The sequence below is a fragment of the Nocardiopsis aegyptia genome (genome assembly GCF_013410755.1).
Lineage (GTDB): Bacteria > Actinomycetota > Actinomycetes > Streptosporangiales > Streptosporangiaceae > Nocardiopsis > Nocardiopsis aegyptia.
The window spans coordinates 5672714-5688131 of the sequence record NZ_JACCFS010000001.1 but is presented as its reverse complement, the minus strand read 5'-3'; the positions used below and the strand labels follow the sequence as shown (position 1 = coordinate 5688131).

Sequence of the window (15418 nt, the reverse complement as noted above, 5' to 3'; positions counted from 1 at the left end):
CGTGGACCGCCATGAAGAACACCGGTGGTCGCAGTGCGGCGCGCCGAATCGCTGCTTCGACCGGCATCGGCGCCGTCGTCGCCGGCTCCCTTCTCGTGCCCGGTACCGCCCACGCGGACCCGACCCGTGAAGAGGTCGAGGAGCGCATCGAGGAGCTGAACACCGAGTCGGCCAGCGCCGTCGAGGCCTTCAACCAGGCCGAAGAGGACTACGAGGTCGCCCAGACCCAGTACGAGGAGCTCGAGGAGCAGGTCGGCGACGAGGAGGAGCGCTACGACGAGCTGCGGGAGAAGGTCACGCAGTTCGCCAGCGCCACCTACCAGTCCGGCGACCTGAACTCCACGACCAACGTACTGACCTCCGACGGCCCCGAGGGGCTGCTGGAGCAGAACGCCGACCTGAGCTACCTCTCCGAGACCCAACAGGCCGAGCTGGACGAGTTCGGCGAGTCCGCCGAGCGCCTGTTCTCGCTCAAGGACGAGGCCGAGACGGCTCTGGAGGACGCCGAGGAGTCGCTGGAGGAGGCCGAGGAGGCCAAGGACGAGGTCGAGGACAAGATCGAGGAGCAGCAGGACCTGCTCGCCGAGTTCCCCGACGCGGACGCCTCCACCGAGGGCGCCAACGACTCGGGCGGTGTGAACACCAGCGGCGCCTCGGGCAACTACGGCTCCGCCCTGGACTTCGCCTACGCCCAGATCGGCAAGCCCTACATCTACGGCGGCACCGGCCCCAACGGCTACGACTGCTCCGGCCTGACCCAGGCCGCCTGGCGCAGCGCCGGCGTGGACCTGCCGCGGACGACGTACGCGCAGGCCGAGGTCGGCACGCGCATCTACGACATCAACGCGCTCCAGCCGGGCGACATCATGTTCTTCTACCCCGAGCTGGGCCACAACGGCCTCTACGCGGGCAACGGAACGATGGTGCACGCGCCGCGCACCGGCCGCAACATCGAGGAAGTGGGCCTGGCCGCCTACTGGGCGGGACAGTTCCAGTTCGCCGTGCGCCTGTAGGCGCCGCGACCGCACGAGGCCGCCGTCCCCTCTCCGGGGGCGGCGGCCTCGTCGTTGCCGGTGGAGTATCGGGGGGTTTTCGGACAGTCCTTACCATTCGGCTGAACATCACGAAACGGTTGAGAGCGCACCAAGGGATGCACTAGTGTTCATCGCCGAGCGTGGTTGGACCTCTTCACCTCCCCCCGGAGGTGACGGCCACGCCCGGGCCGGGCACTCCCCCTCCCTGTTTCGGCCGTCCCCACCGGCCTTCGATCCCGCCCGGTGCAGTCCCTCGGTCCGCGTCCCGGACGCGCCCCGCCGAGGGGAGAAAGGTGTCACCCAACGTGTCTGCTACCAGCACCGGCGGCCGCCGCACCGCGATCGTCGCCTCCCTCGCCGCCGGGGTCCTCCTGCTGCCGGCCTCCGTCGCGCACGCCGATCCGACCGCGGACGAGGTCCGCGAGGAGATCGAGAGCCTGGAAGAGGAGTACGCCGACCTCAACGCCGTCTACAACGACGCCCAGGAGACCCACGAGGCCGCCGAGGAGGAGCTGTCGGAGATCCTCGAGGACATCGAGGACACCGAGGAGAAGGTGGAGACGCTGGGCGTGGGGGTGCGCGGCCTGGCCAACGCGACCTACAGCGGCGTCGACCTCACCTCGCCCACGCACCTCATCGGCGCCGACGGCCCCCAGGAGGCCCTGGAGCACCAGGCCGACCTGAGCTACCTCGCCAACACCCAGAACGAGGGGCTGGAGCAGTACCTGGAGGAGCTCGAACACCTGGAGTCGCTGGAGGCCGAGGCCAGCGACACCGAGGAGTCCGCGGCCGAGGCGCTGGAGGAGGCCGAGACCGCCGCCGAGGAGGCGGAGGCGGCCATCGCGGAGCAGGAGGAGCTGCTCTCCGAGCTGACCGCCGAGGAGCGCGCCGCCGCCACGGAGAACGTCAGCAACGACACCTCCGAGTCCACGGGCGGATCGAGCGGGAGCACGGGCGGCAGCTACACCGGCGCGGCCTCGGGCAACGCCCGCACGGCCCTGGACTTCGCCTACGCGCAGATCGGCAAGCCCTACATCTGGGGCGGCACGGGGCCGAACGGCTACGACTGCTCGGGCCTGACCCAGGCCGCCTGGGCGGCCGCGGGCGTGAGCCTGCCCCGGACCACCTACGACCAGGTCAACGCGGGCACCCGGGTCTCCTGGGAGAACATGCAGCCCGGCGACCTGATCTTCTTCTACGGCGCCAGCCCGGGCCACGTGGGCATGTACGCGGGCGACGGCGTCATGGTGCACGCCTCCACGTCCAGCAAGCCGATCGGCACGGTCACGCTGAACGACTACTACCGCTCGAACTTCTCCGCGGCCGTGCGTCCCTGATCCCGTCCGCGCCGGTCACGGCGCGGACGTTCAGAAGTCCCACGACGTGTCGTGCGAGGCCGGTCCCACACCCGAGCGGGAGCGGACCCGGCGGACGTGGACCAGCCGGGACAGGCGGATGACGGGGCGGACGAGCATCTGCACGCTGCCGATGAGGAACAGCCACGTCCCCGTGGTCGACCAGGCGGCTGAGAAGAACATGACGCTGCCCACGACGAACCACAGGCCGATGAGGATGTCGTTGCAGATGCTCACCGCCTCATAGCGCTGCCGTACCACCAGTTCGTGCCGGCCGATCTTGACGTCGATCGGCTTGTCCTCGCGCGCATCGGGCATGGTGCCTCCAGGTCGTCGTGGTGTGCCGCGCACAGGATGGCGGACGCCCTAGACTCTGCCCCGTGCCGCGAACGCTGATCATCACCAACGACTTTCCCCCGCGTGCCGGGGGGATCGAGTCCTTCGTCCACGAACTGGCGCTGCGCCGCGCCGACTCGGTGGTCGTGTACTGCTCCTCCCCCACCCGGCGCGACGACGCGGCCGACCCCGGGTTCGACCTGCGCCAGCCGTTCCCGATCGTGCGCGACGCCGCGCGCGTGCTCCTGCCCACCCCCCGGGTGGCGGCGCGGGCACGGGCGATCGTCGGCCTGGAGCACTGCGACTCGGTGCTCTACGGCGCCGCCGCGCCGCTGGGGCTGCTCGCCGCCGGCCTGCGCGGCCGCGTCCGGCGCCAGGTGGCGCTGACCCACGGCCACGAGACCGGCTGGTCCGGACTGCCCGGTGCCAGGGAGGCACTGCGGCGCGTCGGCGAGACCACCGACGCCGTCACCTACCTCGGCGACTACACGCGCCGCCGGCTGGCCCGCGCGCTCTCCGCCCCGGCCGCGGCCCGGATGCGGCACCTGCCCCCCGGGGTGGACACCGACCGCTTCCACCCCGGCGCGGGCGGCACGGAGATCCGCGCCCGGCACGGCCTGGGCGGGCGGCCGGTGGTCGTGTGCGTCTCCCGCCTGGTGCCCCGCAAGGGCCAGGACACACTGTTGCGCGCCTGGCCGCGCGTGCTGGCCGACGTGCCCGACGCCGCCCTGCTCATCGTCGGCGACGGGCCCTACGCCGACCGGCTGCGCGCCGCCGCCCGCGACACCGAGTCGGTGGTCTTCACCGGGCCGGTTCCCGCCGACGAACTGCCCGCCCACCACGACGCGGCCGACGTGTTCGCCATGCCCTGCCGGACCCGCCGGGGCGGCCTGGACGTGGAGGGCCTCGGCATGGTCTACCTGGAGGCCTCCGCCACGGGTGTGCCCGTCGTCGCGGGCGACTCGGGCGGCGCCCCGGACGCGGTGCTCGACGGCGAGACCGGTCTGGTGGTCGACGGCTCACGCCCCGGGCCGACCGCCCGCGCCCTCATCGGCCTGCTCCGCGATCCCGACCGCGCCGCCCAGATGGGCGCACGGGGCCGGGAGTGGGTCTCCCGGGACTGGACCTGGGACCGCGCGGCCCGGACGCTGGACGAGCTCCTGACCGCCCCCTGAGGCCCACCCCGCCACCCTCACCCCGGATGCCCCCGCTTCCGCCACCGGGGCGTCGCATTCAGGCCGTGCAAGCAGCCCGGACCCCAAGGGACGTCATCCGTCCAGCCTGCCCGGACGACAGGGGGTCGGACGTCAGCCGTTCAGCGAACCGAGACCCCACGGGGTGAGAGCTAGGCGGTGCAGCCTGCCCAGACCCCCTGGGGGTGAAAGTCGGCCGTTCCGCATTGGGAACCCCAGGGGGTCTATCCGGGCCGAAGCGAGGAACGAGCGGAGGCCCAAAGAAAACACAGGGGTGAGGGGCGCGCCGGTGCCTGCAGGAGGAGACGGGGCCGCAGCGAGGAACGAGCAAGGCAAGTCGACGACGAAGGCCCCGGCGTGAAGCGCCCCGAGCACAACCCGAGCACTACAGCCCCTCCCCGTGCACACTCCCCGGCGTTCCCGACCCATCGGTCACCTGGGGTTCCCCCGTCACGCTGTGGTCGAGCCACTCCTCCCAGGACCTTTGATAGAAGCCCCACCCGTTGTCCCACTCCAGCTCCCGGTCGGTCCCGGTGGTCTCCAGTACGTCGCCCATCAGCGCCTGGTCGTGGTACCAGCGGGCGTCGGACACCGACATGTTGGTGCACCCGTTGGAGGCGTCGGCCACCCCGAGGTTGCCCGTGTTCCACGGCGCCGCGTGGGTGAACTCGCCGCTGTTGGAGGTGCGCACGGCCCAGTCCACGTCCACGCGGTAGTACCCCGGGGAGCCCTGGGGGATGCCGACCGTGGCGGAGTCCATCACCAGCCGGGAGTACTTCTCCATCAGCAGGTGCACGCCGGAGGTGGTGGTGTTGAAGCGCCGGTGCGCCTTGCCGTTGCTCACCGGGATGGTGCGCACCGTCTCGCCGTCGACGGCCACGGTCATCTCGTGGTCGGGCACGTGCATCGTGGAGATCATCTCGCGCCCGATCTCGAACTCCAGGCGGTGGTCCTCGGTGCCGTGCACGCCCTCGGCCGCCTCCACACCCGTCAGGCGCAGGTCGACGGTGACCTCCTGGTAGGGCTCCCAGTACTCGCGCGGGCGGAACACGGCGGTCTCGTCGTCGACCCAGTTCCAGGCGCCCTCCACCGGGTGTTCCGAGGTCACCTCGATGGAGTTCTCCACCTGCTCCTTGTACTCCACCGGCGTGTCGAAGCCGACGATCACGGGCATGCCGACGCCCACGGTGTCCCCGGAGCGGGGGAAGTTGGACGCGAGGCCCAGGGCCCCGTCCTCGTCCACCGGCGCGGTGGTGAACTCCGACCGGAACTCCCGCTGGCGGCCCGAGGAGCCCTCGGCGGCGGCGTAGACGCTCACGGCCGTCCCGGGCACGAGGTTCCAGTCGCTGGTCCAGGTGCGGCCGTCCTCGGAGAGCGTGCCGGTGACCGGCAGCGCCTCGACCTCCTCGCCCGCGCGCACCTGTTCGATGGTGACGCCGGCGAGCGAGCCCTCGGTCGCGGAGACGCGGACCGGGGTGTTCGGGGGCACGTCGGTCGCCCCGGGAGCGGGGCTGACGGTGACCCGCGGCCCCGCCCGTCCCTCGTCGGGTTCGGGGCTCTCCCCGCCTCCGAGGACCCCGCATCCGGCCGCCGCGAGCAGGACGGCGGCGCCCGCCGCCGTCGCGCGGGCCGCCGCGGGTCCGTTGGCTCGTCCCTTCACGCCCAGCACCTCCAGCATCCGCTGTGGATAGGCCGCGACCGGTGCAAATCACACCAAGTCACGAAGCAGTCACACAAAAGATACCCCGGCGACCGGGTGGGTTCCGTGTAGCGAAACCCCCGGTCACCGGGGTCGGTGCCGCGTCGCCGCCCTCGCGGGCGACGGTTCTACGCCGTGGGCGTCAGTGCTGGAACTCCTTGCGGTAGTACTCGAACACCCAGCCGATCGCGGTGAGGATGACGGCGAAGCCGCCGATCAGCACCATCCACCAGCCGATCGCCACGCCGACGGCGGTGAACGCCACGGCCAGCGCGACGAACATCGGCCACCAGCTGTGCGGGCTGAAGAAGCCGTACTCACCGGAGTTCTCGGCGATCTCGCCGTCCAGCCGCTCCTCCGCGGGAAGCCCGTGGTAGTGCTCGCTGCGGCGGGCCGCCTGCCAGAGCCAGAACCCGATCATCCAGCCGAAGCCGATGGAGACCACCAGGGCGGTGGCACCCGTCCACTCGACCTGGCCGGTTTCCAGCTTGGACCAGTAGATGTACAGGGCCGCCGCCAGACCGAAGAAGGTCGAGATGCCCATGAACAGATAGGCCTGCATCTTCATTGTGTGCGCCCTACTCCTTCGTGGCGCCCACCGGGACGGCGCCCGGGGCCGCGGCGTGCGGGTGGTTCAGGTCGAACGCGGGGCGCTCGGACCGGATCCGCGGCAGCGACGTGAAGTTGTGCCGCGGCGGCGGGCAGGACGTCGCCCACTCCAGGGAGCAGCCGTAGCCCCACGGGTCGTCGACGGTCACCTTCGGTGCCTTCTTGGCCGTGACGTACATGTTCCAGAAGAACAGCAGCGTCGAGGCGCCGAGCACGAAGGAGGAGACCGAGGAGATCTGGTTCAGCTCGGTGAAGCCGTCACCGGGCAGGTAGTCGGCGTAGCGGCGGGGGAAGCCCATCGCGCCGAGCCAGTGCTGGACCAGGAAGGTGCCGTGGAAGCCGAGGAACAGCAGCCAGAAGTGCACCTTGCCGAGCTTCTCGTTGAGCATCTTCCCGGTGAACTTGGGCCACCAGAAGTAGAAGCCCGCGAACATCGCGAACACCACGGTGCCGAACACGACGTAGTGGAAGTGCGCCACCACGAAGTAGGAGTCGGTGACGTGGAAGTCGATCGGCGGGGAGGCCAGCAGCACACCGGTGAGGCCGCCGAAGAGGAAGGTGACGAGGAAGCCGATCGTGAACAGCATCGGCGTCTCGAACGAGAGCTGCCCGCGCCACATCGTCCCGATCCAGTTGAAGAACTTCACACCGGTGGGGACCGCGATGAGGAACGTCATGAAGGAGAAGAAGGGCAGCAGCACCGCGCCGGTCGGGAACATGTGGTGCGCCCACACGGTCACGGACAGGCCGGCGATGGAGATCGTGGCGGCCACGAGGCTCTTGTAGCCGAAGATCGGCTTGCGGCTGAACACCGGCAGGATCTCGGTCGCGATACCGAAGAACGGCAGGGCGATGATGTACACCTCGGGGTGCCCGAAGAACCAGAACAGGTGCTGCCAGAGGATGGCACCGCCGTGTTCGGCGTTGAAGACCTGCGTACCCACCATGCGGTCGGCGCCCAGGGCGATCAGGGCCGCGGTCAGCACCGGGAAGGCGATGAGCACCAGGACACTGGTGAGCATCGTGTTCCAGGAGAAGATCGACATGCGGAACATCGTCATGCCGGGCGCGCGCATGCACAGCCCGGTGGTGATGAAGTTGACCGCACCGAGGATCGTGCCCAGACCGGACACGGCCAGGCCCAGGATCCACAGGTCGCCGCCCAGGCCCGGCGAGCGGACCGCGTCGGACAGCGGGGTGTAGGCGAACCAGCCGAAGCTGGCGGCGCCGCCCGGGGTCAGGAATCCGGCCACGACGATGAGGCTGCCGAACAGGTACAGGTAGTACCCGAACAGGTTGATCCTGGGGAAGGCGACGTCGGGGGCGCCGATGTGCAGCGGCATGATGATGTTCGAGAACCCGACGAAGAGCGGGGTCGCGAACATCAGCAGCATGATGGTGCCGTGCATGGTGAACATCTGGTTGAACTGCTCGTTGGACATGACCTGCATGCCCGGGAAGAACAGCTCGGCGCGCATGAGCAGCGCCAGGATGCCACCGAAGAGGAAGAAGGCGAAGGAGGTGATCAGGTACATGTACCCGATCACCTTGTGGTCGGTCGACGTCAGCCAGTTGACGATGATCGACCCTTTGGGCGGCGTCTGGACGCCGCTACGGGGTTCTGTTGCCGTGGTGGTCATTTACTCGTCATTCTCCTCGGCGTCGTCGGCTCCGACGCCCGTGCCCTCGGCATCGGCCTCGGTGCTCTCCGCGCCCTCGGTCCCGGTGCCCTCGGCATCAGTGCTCTCCGCGCCCGTGCCCTCGGCCCCGGTGCCCTCGGCCCCGGTGCCCTCGGACATCTCGGGCTCCTCGGCCGTCTCGGCCGCCTCGACCTGCTCGGCTTCGGCCTCGGCCTCCTGCTCCGCGGCCCAGGCCTCGTACTCGGCCTGCGGCAGGACCTCGACGTTGAACAGCATGCGGGTGTGGTCGACACCGCACAGCTCGGCGCAGCGGCCGATGTACTCGCCCTCGGTGCCCTCGTTGAGCTGCACCTGGAACGCGTTGTCGCGCCCGGGGACGACGTCCATCTTGAAGCCGAAGGCCGGGACCCAGAAGGAGTGGATCACGTCGGTGGAGTGGAGGTCGAAGTGGACCACCGCGTTCTCCGGCAGGACGAGCGTGGGCTGCGTCGACGGGTCGGCGGTGCCGTCGGGGTTGGGGATGCCCACCTCGGTGAAGAGCGTCTCGCCGCCCTCCTCCTTGGTGTTGTCGAGGTAGTTGAACTGCCAGGCCCATTGGAAGGCCACGACCTCGACGTGCACGTCGGCGGGCTCCTCGGTTTCGAGGAGGTAGGCCTGGTCGCGCGCGGTGAAGTAGAACAGCACCGAGACGATGACGATCGGTAGCACGGTGTAGAGCGCTTCGATGGGCAGGTTGTACCGCACCTGGGGCGGCAGCTGCTCAGAGCGCTTGCGGTGGAAGATGATCGTCCAGATCATCAGTCCCCACACGAGAATGCCGACCGCGAACGCCGCCACCCATGAACCCTGCCAGAGCGAGAGAACACGCTCGGCCTGCTCGGTGATCGGCTCCGGCATGCCCAAACGAGTGAGATCGTTCGACGCGCAGCCGGTCGCGGCCAGCCCCAGCACGGCGAGCGCGGCGCCGCGTGGTGCCCATCGGCGCGTGTTGGAACGCCGATTTTCTTGGCGGGTCGGACTCACGGATTGCCTTCCCAGCGGTGAAGCCCGTGGATCCTCCACGGGCGGCCTAAGTATCCAAAGCTTGTCAGGGGGAAACATTATCGCGAACCGCCCAGCGTCCCGTTCATGGGCTTGCCTGGTCAGCGTGTTGCCGACAGAGCCCGTGCGCGGCCAGCGGCGGTGCGCGGAGCCGGGCCCGTCGCCCCGCGGAGGCGGGACCTCCCGGCTGGCTACGTGGCGCGGCCCGGCGTACCCCCCGGGCCCCCGGCCGTGGGCCGTGTCGAACTCCGCCTGCGGCTGAGGAGGACACGGTTCGCGGCGCGAGGCCATTGCGAGCGTATCGCTGGGTTTACGACGCCCTTAACCGGGTTCGCCTTAAGGGGAGGCGCAGGTCAAGATTGGGCTACGGCGACGACGACACAGGGGGTGCGCATGCCTGAGCACGCGTCCGGCCGGCCGCTGGTGACGGTCGAGGCGGTGGGCCGCAAGTGCCCGCTGCCGATCATCATGCTGTCCCAGCGGCTGCACGAGGTGCCCATCGGGGCGGTCATCGCGGTCACCGCGGACGATCCGGCGGCGCGAGCGGACATTCCGGCGTGGTGCCGGATGAAGATGCACGAGTTCGTGGTCGAGGAACCTCTGGTGCGGGGTAGCGCTTTTCACATCCGTCGGAAGTACTGACCCGAGGGACGCGACCAAGGGCACCGCGCACCCCGTTCCGAATTCCGGTTCCGGTGCCATAACGATTCGGTCGGGGCCGATTCCGGAACGCGGGGGACGGCTCCGAAGGTGGCCCCGGACACGGCGAAGGCCGCACGGACGGTGTCCGTACGGCCTTCGCGCGTCGGTGCTCCAGGGAGCCCGCGCGGTTCCTAGCGAGCGTAGAACTCGACGACGAGCTGCTCGTCGAAGGGCACGGGGATCTGCTCGCGCTTGGGGCGGTCGGTGACCGCGATGCGCAGGTCCTTGTGGCTGACGGCGAGGAAGCCGGCGATCTTGTCGTCGGCGTGCACGCCCTCGGCGGCCTCGACGAACGGGACCATCTGGCGGGACTTCTCCCGCACACCGATGATCTGGCCCGGCTTGACCTGGTACGACGGGATGTCGACCTTCTTGCCGTCCACGGTGATGTGGCCGTGGTTGATGAACTGGCGGGCGGCGTAGATCGAGGCGGCCAGACCGGCGCGCATGACGACCGTGGCCAGACGCAGCTCCAGCTCGGCGAGCATCTCCTCACCGGTACGGCCGGAACGCTTCTTGGAGTTCTCGTAGATCCGCAGCAGCTGCTTCTCGGTCAGGTCGTAGTACCAGCGGACCTTCTGCTTCTCCGACTGACGGACGGCGAAGTCGCTGCTGTTGCGACGGACGCGGCGGCCGTGCTCGCCGGGCGGGTACGGACGCTTCTCGAAGTAGCTGACCGCCTTACGGGTCAGCGGAGTGCCGGCGCGCCGGGACAACCGCACCTTCGGTCCGGTGTAGCGCATGCAATGTCCTTTCAGGGTCAATCAGGGAATCCCAGGTAAGGCTGGCCTAGATCTGGGAGGCGCTCACGGCGCCCGAGTCCCCGCGCGCGCGGGACGCGTGCTCAGGAACGGGTTCCCCACCGTCGCGGCGACCCGGCGCGGACGGCTTGGGCTAGGAAGACCGGCACGCGTTTCAGCGCACCGGCCGGCACGGGGCACCCGTGCTGGTCGGCCGGGGCCGACTTTTCGGGGCGCGGCCCGGCGGAGTCCACCGGGTCGTGCGGGTCGCGGCTTACTACTCTACGGGTTCGCCGGGACCGCCCGGACCAGGAACGCCCGGTCCGGGCGGACGGGCGCTCACAGGAAGGGGCGGACCTCGTCGGCGGCCTCGGCGCCGTAGGAGCGCTCCAGGCGCTCCAGCAGGCCCGCGGCGGTGAGCCGGTACTCCTGCGGCCCGTCGACCTCCAGGCAGTGCACGGCGGTGGCGTTGCCGACCTGGGCGGCGCGCTCCAGGCCCAGACCCCAGGCGTGCGCGGCCAGGAAGCCGGCGCGGAAGGCGTCCCCCATGCCGGTGGGGTCCACGAGTTCGCCGACCTGGGCGGCGGGCACGTGCACGGACGGCTCGCCCCGGCGGTCGATGCGCGCCCCCTTGGCGCCCAGGGTGGTGATGCGGGTGCCGACCTGTGCCAGGACCTCCGCGTCGCTCCAGCCGGTCTTCTGCTCGGCCAGCGCCTTCTCGTACTCGTTGCTGAACAGGAAGGCCGCTCCCTCGATGAGGTCGCGCACGGCCTCGCCGTCCATCCGGGCGAGCTGCTGGGAGGGGTCGGCCGCGAAGGGGATGGCGCGGGTCCGGCACTCCTGGCTGTGGCGGACCATCGCGTCGGGGTCGTCCGCGCCGATCAGGACGAGGTCGAGGCCGCCGACGCGGTCGGCGATCGGCTTGAGCTCGATGTTGCGGGCCTCGGCCATCGCACCGGCGTAGAAGGACGCGATCTGGTTCTGGTCGCGGTCGGTGGTGCAGATGAAGCGCGCGGTGTGACGCAGCTCGGAGATGTAGACGGACGTGGTGTCGACACCGTGGCGGTCCAGCCAGGCCCGGTAGTCCTCGAAGTCGGCGCCGGCCGCGCCCACCAGGACCGGTTCGAGGCCGAAGGCGCCCATCCCGAAGCAGATGTTGGCGGCGACGCCGCCGCGGCGCACGTCCAGCTCGTCGATGAGGAAGGAGAGGGACAACTGCTGGATCTGTTCCGGGATGATCTGTTCCGCGAACCGACCCTCGAAGGACATCAGATGGTCGGTGGCGATGGATCCGGCAACCGCGATACGCACGGGACGTGGGCTCCTTGGTCGGGCGTTGTCGGTCGTGGACGACCGGACGGCGGTCGGGCGTCGCTCGACCCCCGACATGACCGCCCCAGCGTACCCAGTACACCGGGAATGCACGCGCCCCGGAGGACGACGAAGGGGAGGGCGGACGGATCCACCCTCCCCGGTTCTGCTTCCGGGACCCCTAGTTGAAGGAGTCGCCGCAGGCGCAGGAGCCGGTGGCGTTGGGGTTGTCGATCGTGAAGCCCTGCTTCTCGATGGTGTCGACGAAGTCGATGGTGGCGCCGACCAGGTAGGGGGAGCTCATCCTGTCGGTGACGACCTCCACACCGCCGAAGTCGGTGACGACGTCGCCGTCGAGGTCGCGCTCGTCGAAGTAGAGCTGGTAGCGCAGACCCGAGCAACCACCCGGCTGAACGGCCACCCGAAGACGCAGGTCGTCGCGGCCCTCCTGCTCCAGAAGCGCCCTGACCTTGCCGGACGCCTCGTCGGTGAGGATGATCCCCTCGGTGGTCTCGCTCTGAACCGTCATGTTGTCAAGCTCCTCTTGAAAGGGGTTGCGGCCGCCTGGCGACCCCCGGTCGCGTAGCGGACCGTCCCGCGGGTGGCGGTGCGGTCCTCCTCGGGGTCAACGCCCGGGCTTCGCGCGGCATTCCGCCGCGCCCGGTGTTCTCCCTGTGTCCGTGGCCCCAGGTGCGGTTGGAGCCGGCGGAGCACCCGTGTGCCCGTGTCCACCAGGGTAGTGTCGACCGCTCCACGATGCCATGCCCGAGTGACCGCTGTGCACACCGACCGCCGGTCAGGCCGGTGTGCCGAGCCCCGGCGCGCCGTAGACGGGGAACCAGCGCGACCGGTCCCCCTCCATCGGCAGGTCGTCGCCGATCGCCGCCTCCACCTGGAGTTCCAGCGCGTTGTCGCGCCGCTGTCCCCCGGCCGGGGCGAACGGGTAGAAGGTGCCGCGCTTGTAGAGGTACACGAGCCCGACCCGTCGCCCACCGCCACCCTCATCGGTGAAGCCGAGCAGGGAGCACAGCAGGGAGGGCCCGTAGCCGTTGGCCTCCAGGGTCGAGTTGACCGCGTGCAGGTCGGTGACCAGGCCGGAGACGTCGGGGTCGGTGACCTCACCCTCCCCCGCCGGGGCCTCGTGCGAGCGCACGACCAGCCACGAGTAGCCGTAGTCGTCGGTGACCTGCTCCACCGGCGGCCCGTCGTCGGCGTCCAGCAGGGCGGTCACGTCCCGCTGCAGGTCGGCGAAGGCCGCGCCCTCGGTCGCCCGGAAGGCCACCGAGCCCGTGCCGGTGGGCCGCAGACCCACCGAGGCCCGCAGGGTCAGTGCGGCGGAGGGGAGCGCGAACAGGGCGTCCAGGTCGGGTCGGGCCGGCTTGGACCGGCCCAGCAGGGCGCGCCAGAAACTCATCGTTGCCTCGTTCCCAGATCGGCGGTGGCGTGGCGGTCAGCTGCCCTGACCGAGTTGGCGGGAGATGTCGGAGAGCTGGGCCAGGCGCTGGTCCACCGGCGGGTGGGTGGCGATCAGCCGGCTGACGCTGAAGCCCTTGCGCGAGGACGCGGGAGCGAAGAAGAAGGCGTTGAACGGCTCCGCCTGGCGCAGGTCGCGCGTGGGGATGCGCGCCATGTCGCCGGTGATCTTGCTCAGCGCGCTGCCCAGTGTGGAGGGGCGGCCGGTCAGGTAGGCGGCGGCGCGGTCGGCCGACAGCTCCCGGTAGCGGGAGAGCGCCCGCACGAGCAGGAAGCTCAGCACCCAGGCGATCGCGCTGACCAGCACGACCAGCAGCGCGATGACGGCGGGGGCGGGGCCGCCGTTGTTGCTGCGGCCTCCCGCGACACCGCTGAAGGCGGCGAAGCGCAGCCCGGCCTGGGTGAGGAAGCCGGCGACGATGCCGAGGAATCCGGCGATGGTCATCACCATCACGTCGCGGTGGGCGATGTGGGACAGCTCGTGTGCCAGGACCGCCTCCAGCTCGGGCCCGTCCAGGCGCCGCATCAGGCCGGAGGTCACGCAGATGACCGCGGACTTCTCGCTGTGGCCGGTGGCGAAGGCGTTGGGCACGTCGGAGTCGGCGACGCCGACCCGGGGCTTGGACATGTCCGCCATCGCGCACAGGCGGTCGACGAGCGCGTGGAGTTCGGGCGCCTGCTCCGGCGAGACCTCGCGCGCGCCCATGGAGAACATGGCGATCTTGTCGGAGGCGAAGTAGGAGAAGAGGGCGAAGGCGCCCACGATGACCATGACGAGCCAGATGTTCAGGCCCGCCAGGACCAGCCCCACGATGAAGGCGACGTAGACCAGCGCCAGCAGCGTCATGGTCATCACCATCCGGGCGGTGAGGCCGCCGTCCGGTCGGAACTTCGTACCCGCCATTGCCGACTCCTCTGCGATCCGTGGTTCGGAGTCTAGTTCCACCAGGTGAGAGAAGGGTTAAGGCCGATTCTTCGGCGTGCTCGCACGCTCGCAACGCGGCTCGGATCCCACGGGGGCCGGCCCCGGACATGAGGAAGCCGCGGCCCCGTGACGTGGTCACGGCGGCCGCGGCACCAAGTACGCGCACGCGGGCGGCGGGCCAGACCCACCTGGACGGTGGTGGCGGGTCCGGTCGCTAGCCCGGGATCAGCCCGTCGTCCTGCAGCATCTCCCGCACCTCGGCCATGCTGGCGTCGGCGTGCGGAAGGATGAAGTCCGACGGCTCCAGGGCGTCGTCCGGCAGCGGGCTGCCGTCCGCGCGCACCCGTTCGAGCAGCCGGTGCAGGGCCTCGCGGAACGTCTCCTCGTTGGCCGAGTCGAGCGCCGCCTCCAGGGCGGAGTCGAACTCGTTGAGGACGCCGAGGTCGGCGTCGGTCAGGTCCAGCTGACCCTCACCCAAGATGCGGACGATCATGCGCCCTCCCGGTTCCCGGTGCTGCCGGCGCCGTTCCCGCCCTCGATCTGGGGGGCCGCGCTGCCGCTGCCGCCGCCGAGCTCCAGCTTCATGCGCTCGAGCTCGGCCTCGACTCCGGTCGTGCTGGCCATGCGGTCCAGCTCGCCCTGGATGTCGTCCTTGGCGGTACCGGTGACGTCGTCGAGCGCGCCGGAGGCGAGCAGTTCGTCGACGGCGCCCGCGCGGGCCTGCATCTCGGCGGTCTTGTCCTCGGCGCGCTGCACGGCCATGCCGACGTCGCCCATCTCCTCGGAGATGCCGGAGAAGGCCTCGCTGATCTGCGTCTGGGCCTGGGCCGCGGTGTAGGTCGCCTTGATCGTCTCCTTGCGGGTACGGAAGGCGTCGACCTTGGCCTGCAGGCGCTGCGCGGCCGTGGTGAGCTTCTGCTCCTCGTTCTGGAGGTTGGCGTGCTGCTCGCGCAGGCCCTCGATCTGCGTGGCCAGACCGGACCTGCGGGTGAGGGCCTCGCGGGCGAGGTCCTCACGTCCCTGGGTCAGGGCCGCGCGGCCCTGGTTCTCCAGCTTGCCGGACTGCTGTTCGAGCTGCTGGATCTGCAGCTCGACGCGCTTGCGCGACGTCGCCACGTCCGCCACCCCACGGCGGACCTTCTGTAGGAGTTCGAGTTGTTTCTGGTACGAGTAGTCGAGGGTCTCCCTGGGGTCCTCGACAGAGTCCAGTGCCTTGTTGGCCTTGGACTTGAAGATCATCGAAAGTCGCTGAAACACGCTCATCGGCGTGGCCGTCCCCTTCTCGCTGCGTACATCGGCTGTTCCCAGCGGGCGCTTCGCCCAACCCTACGCGCTCTGGCCCACGGTCGCCATAAAGCTG

At 70.2% G+C, this 15418-nt stretch carries 16 protein-coding genes; 4 read left to right on the top strand and 12 right to left on the bottom strand.

Annotated features, from left to right (window positions below; translation table 11 throughout):
* Nucleotides 1-11: 11 nt before the first annotated feature.
* Nucleotides 12-1013 (top strand): C40 family peptidase, encoded by a 1002-nt coding sequence (locus tag HNR10_RS25460; protein WP_179827738.1) that lies wholly within the window; start codon nt 12-14, stop codon nt 1011-1013.
* Nucleotides 1014-1339: 326 nt separating this feature from the next.
* Entirely contained in the window at nt 1340-2371 is a 1032-nt protein-coding gene (locus HNR10_RS25455; RefSeq protein WP_312889416.1) for a C40 family peptidase, read from the top strand.
* Nucleotides 2372-2401: 30 nt separating this feature from the next.
* Here HNR10_RS25455 and HNR10_RS25450 read toward each other — a convergent pair whose 3' ends face one another.
* Nucleotides 2402-2707 (bottom strand): YrhK family protein, encoded by a 306-nt coding sequence (locus HNR10_RS25450; RefSeq protein WP_179827736.1) that lies wholly within the window; start codon nt 2705-2707, stop codon nt 2402-2404.
* Nucleotides 2708-2769: 62 nt separating this feature from the next.
* On the opposite strand from HNR10_RS25450, the gene HNR10_RS25445 reads away from it, so the two are divergent.
* Nucleotides 2770-3900, top strand: coding sequence for a glycosyltransferase family 4 protein (locus tag HNR10_RS25445; RefSeq protein ID WP_179827734.1), 1131 nt, complete (start codon nt 2770-2772; stop codon nt 3898-3900).
* Nucleotides 3901-4303: 403 nt separating this feature from the next.
* On the opposite strand, the gene HNR10_RS25440 is transcribed toward HNR10_RS25445, so the two are convergent.
* The 4 genes from HNR10_RS25440 to ctaC form a co-directional block, all read right to left on the bottom strand.
* Nucleotides 4304-5596: a L,D-transpeptidase gene (locus HNR10_RS25440; protein WP_179827733.1), complete on the bottom strand. Its 1293-nt coding sequence runs from the start codon at nt 5594-5596 to the stop codon at nt 4304-4306.
* A gap of 163 nt (nt 5597-5759) precedes the next feature.
* Nucleotides 5760-6185: a cytochrome c oxidase subunit 4 gene (locus HNR10_RS25435; RefSeq protein ID WP_179827732.1), complete on the bottom strand. Its 426-nt coding sequence runs from the start codon at nt 6183-6185 to the stop codon at nt 5760-5762.
* A 10-nt stretch (nt 6186-6195) separates the two neighbouring features.
* Nucleotides 6196-7866, bottom strand: a complete 1671-nt coding sequence (gene ctaD / locus HNR10_RS25430; RefSeq protein WP_179827731.1) for an aa3-type cytochrome oxidase subunit I — start codon at nt 7864-7866, stop codon at nt 6196-6198.
* On the bottom strand, nt 7867-8889 hold the full coding sequence (gene ctaC / locus HNR10_RS25425) for an aa3-type cytochrome oxidase subunit II (protein WP_449410263.1): 1023 nt from the start codon (nt 8887-8889) through the stop codon (nt 7867-7869). It abuts the gene before it with no gap.
* A gap of 411 nt (nt 8890-9300) precedes the next feature.
* Here ctaC and HNR10_RS25420 point away from each other — a divergent pair, with 411 nt between their 5' ends.
* Entirely contained in the window at nt 9301-9549 is a 249-nt protein-coding gene (locus HNR10_RS25420; protein WP_179827729.1) for a sulfurtransferase TusA family protein, read from the top strand.
* Between the two features lie 191 nt (nt 9550-9740).
* Here HNR10_RS25420 and rpsD read toward each other — a convergent pair whose 3' ends face one another.
* From rpsD to HNR10_RS25385, 7 genes are all read right to left on the bottom strand, one after another.
* The gene (gene rpsD, locus HNR10_RS25415; RefSeq protein ID WP_179827728.1) at nt 9741-10352 is read right to left on the bottom strand and encodes a 30S ribosomal protein S4; all 612 of its coding nucleotides are present in this window, start codon (nt 10350-10352) and stop codon (nt 9741-9743) included.
* 336 nt (nt 10353-10688) lie between these two features.
* Entirely contained in the window at nt 10689-11660 is a 972-nt protein-coding gene (locus tag HNR10_RS25410) for a carbohydrate kinase family protein (RefSeq protein ID WP_179827718.1), read from the bottom strand.
* Between the two features lie 181 nt (nt 11661-11841).
* Nucleotides 11842-12189 (bottom strand): HesB/IscA family protein, encoded by a 348-nt coding sequence (locus HNR10_RS25405; protein ID WP_053615247.1) that lies wholly within the window; start codon nt 12187-12189, stop codon nt 11842-11844.
* Nucleotides 12190-12456: 267 nt separating this feature from the next.
* A complete protein-coding gene (gene pspAB / locus HNR10_RS25400) occupies nt 12457-13074 on the bottom strand; it encodes a PspA-associated protein PspAB (RefSeq protein WP_179827716.1) in 618 nt (205 codons plus the stop codon).
* Nucleotides 13075-13110: 36 nt separating this feature from the next.
* The gene (gene htpX / locus HNR10_RS25395; protein ID WP_179827714.1) at nt 13111-14037 is read right to left on the bottom strand and encodes a zinc metalloprotease HtpX; all 927 of its coding nucleotides are present in this window, start codon (nt 14035-14037) and stop codon (nt 13111-13113) included.
* Nucleotides 14038-14272: 235 nt separating this feature from the next.
* Nucleotides 14273-14551: a PspA-associated protein PspAA gene (gene pspAA, locus HNR10_RS25390; RefSeq protein ID WP_053615244.1), complete on the bottom strand. Its 279-nt coding sequence runs from the start codon at nt 14549-14551 to the stop codon at nt 14273-14275.
* Nucleotides 14548-15321 (bottom strand): PspA/IM30 family protein, encoded by a 774-nt coding sequence (locus HNR10_RS25385; protein WP_179827712.1) that lies wholly within the window; start codon nt 15319-15321, stop codon nt 14548-14550. The genes pspAA and HNR10_RS25385 overlap by 4 nt, the downstream gene beginning before the upstream one ends.
* Nucleotides 15322-15418: the final 97 nt, after the last annotated feature.

Coding starts and splice junctions, on each gene's coding strand:
- HNR10_RS25460 (WP_179827738.1), top strand. CDS start 12: ATGAAGAACACCGGTGGTCGCAGTGCGGCGCGCCGAATCGCTGCTTCG.
- HNR10_RS25450 (WP_179827736.1), bottom strand. CDS start 2,707: ATGCCCGATGCGCGCGAGGACAAGCCGATCGACGTCAAGATCGGCCGG.
- HNR10_RS25440 (WP_179827733.1), bottom strand. CDS start 5,596: ATGCTGGAGGTGCTGGGCGTGAAGGGACGAGCCAACGGACCCGCGGCG.
- HNR10_RS25435 (WP_179827732.1), bottom strand. CDS start 6,185: ATGAAGATGCAGGCCTATCTGTTCATGGGCATCTCGACCTTCTTCGGT.
- ctaD (WP_179827731.1), bottom strand. CDS start 7,866: ATGACCACCACGGCAACAGAACCCCGTAGCGGCGTCCAGACGCCGCCC.
- HNR10_RS25420 (WP_179827729.1), top strand. CDS start 9,301: ATGCCTGAGCACGCGTCCGGCCGGCCGCTGGTGACGGTCGAGGCGGTG.
- rpsD (WP_179827728.1), bottom strand. CDS start 10,352: ATGCGCTACACCGGACCGAAGGTGCGGTTGTCCCGGCGCGCCGGCACT.
- HNR10_RS25405 (WP_053615247.1), bottom strand. CDS start 12,189: ATGACGGTTCAGAGCGAGACCACCGAGGGGATCATCCTCACCGACGAG.
- pspAB (WP_179827716.1), bottom strand. CDS start 13,074: ATGAGTTTCTGGCGCGCCCTGCTGGGCCGGTCCAAGCCGGCCCGACCC.
- htpX (WP_179827714.1), bottom strand. CDS start 14,037: ATGGCGGGTACGAAGTTCCGACCGGACGGCGGCCTCACCGCCCGGATG.
- pspAA (WP_053615244.1), bottom strand. CDS start 14,551: ATGATCGTCCGCATCTTGGGTGAGGGTCAGCTGGACCTGACCGACGCC.
- HNR10_RS25385 (WP_179827712.1), bottom strand. CDS start 15,321: ATGAGCGTGTTTCAGCGACTTTCGATGATCTTCAAGTCCAAGGCCAAC.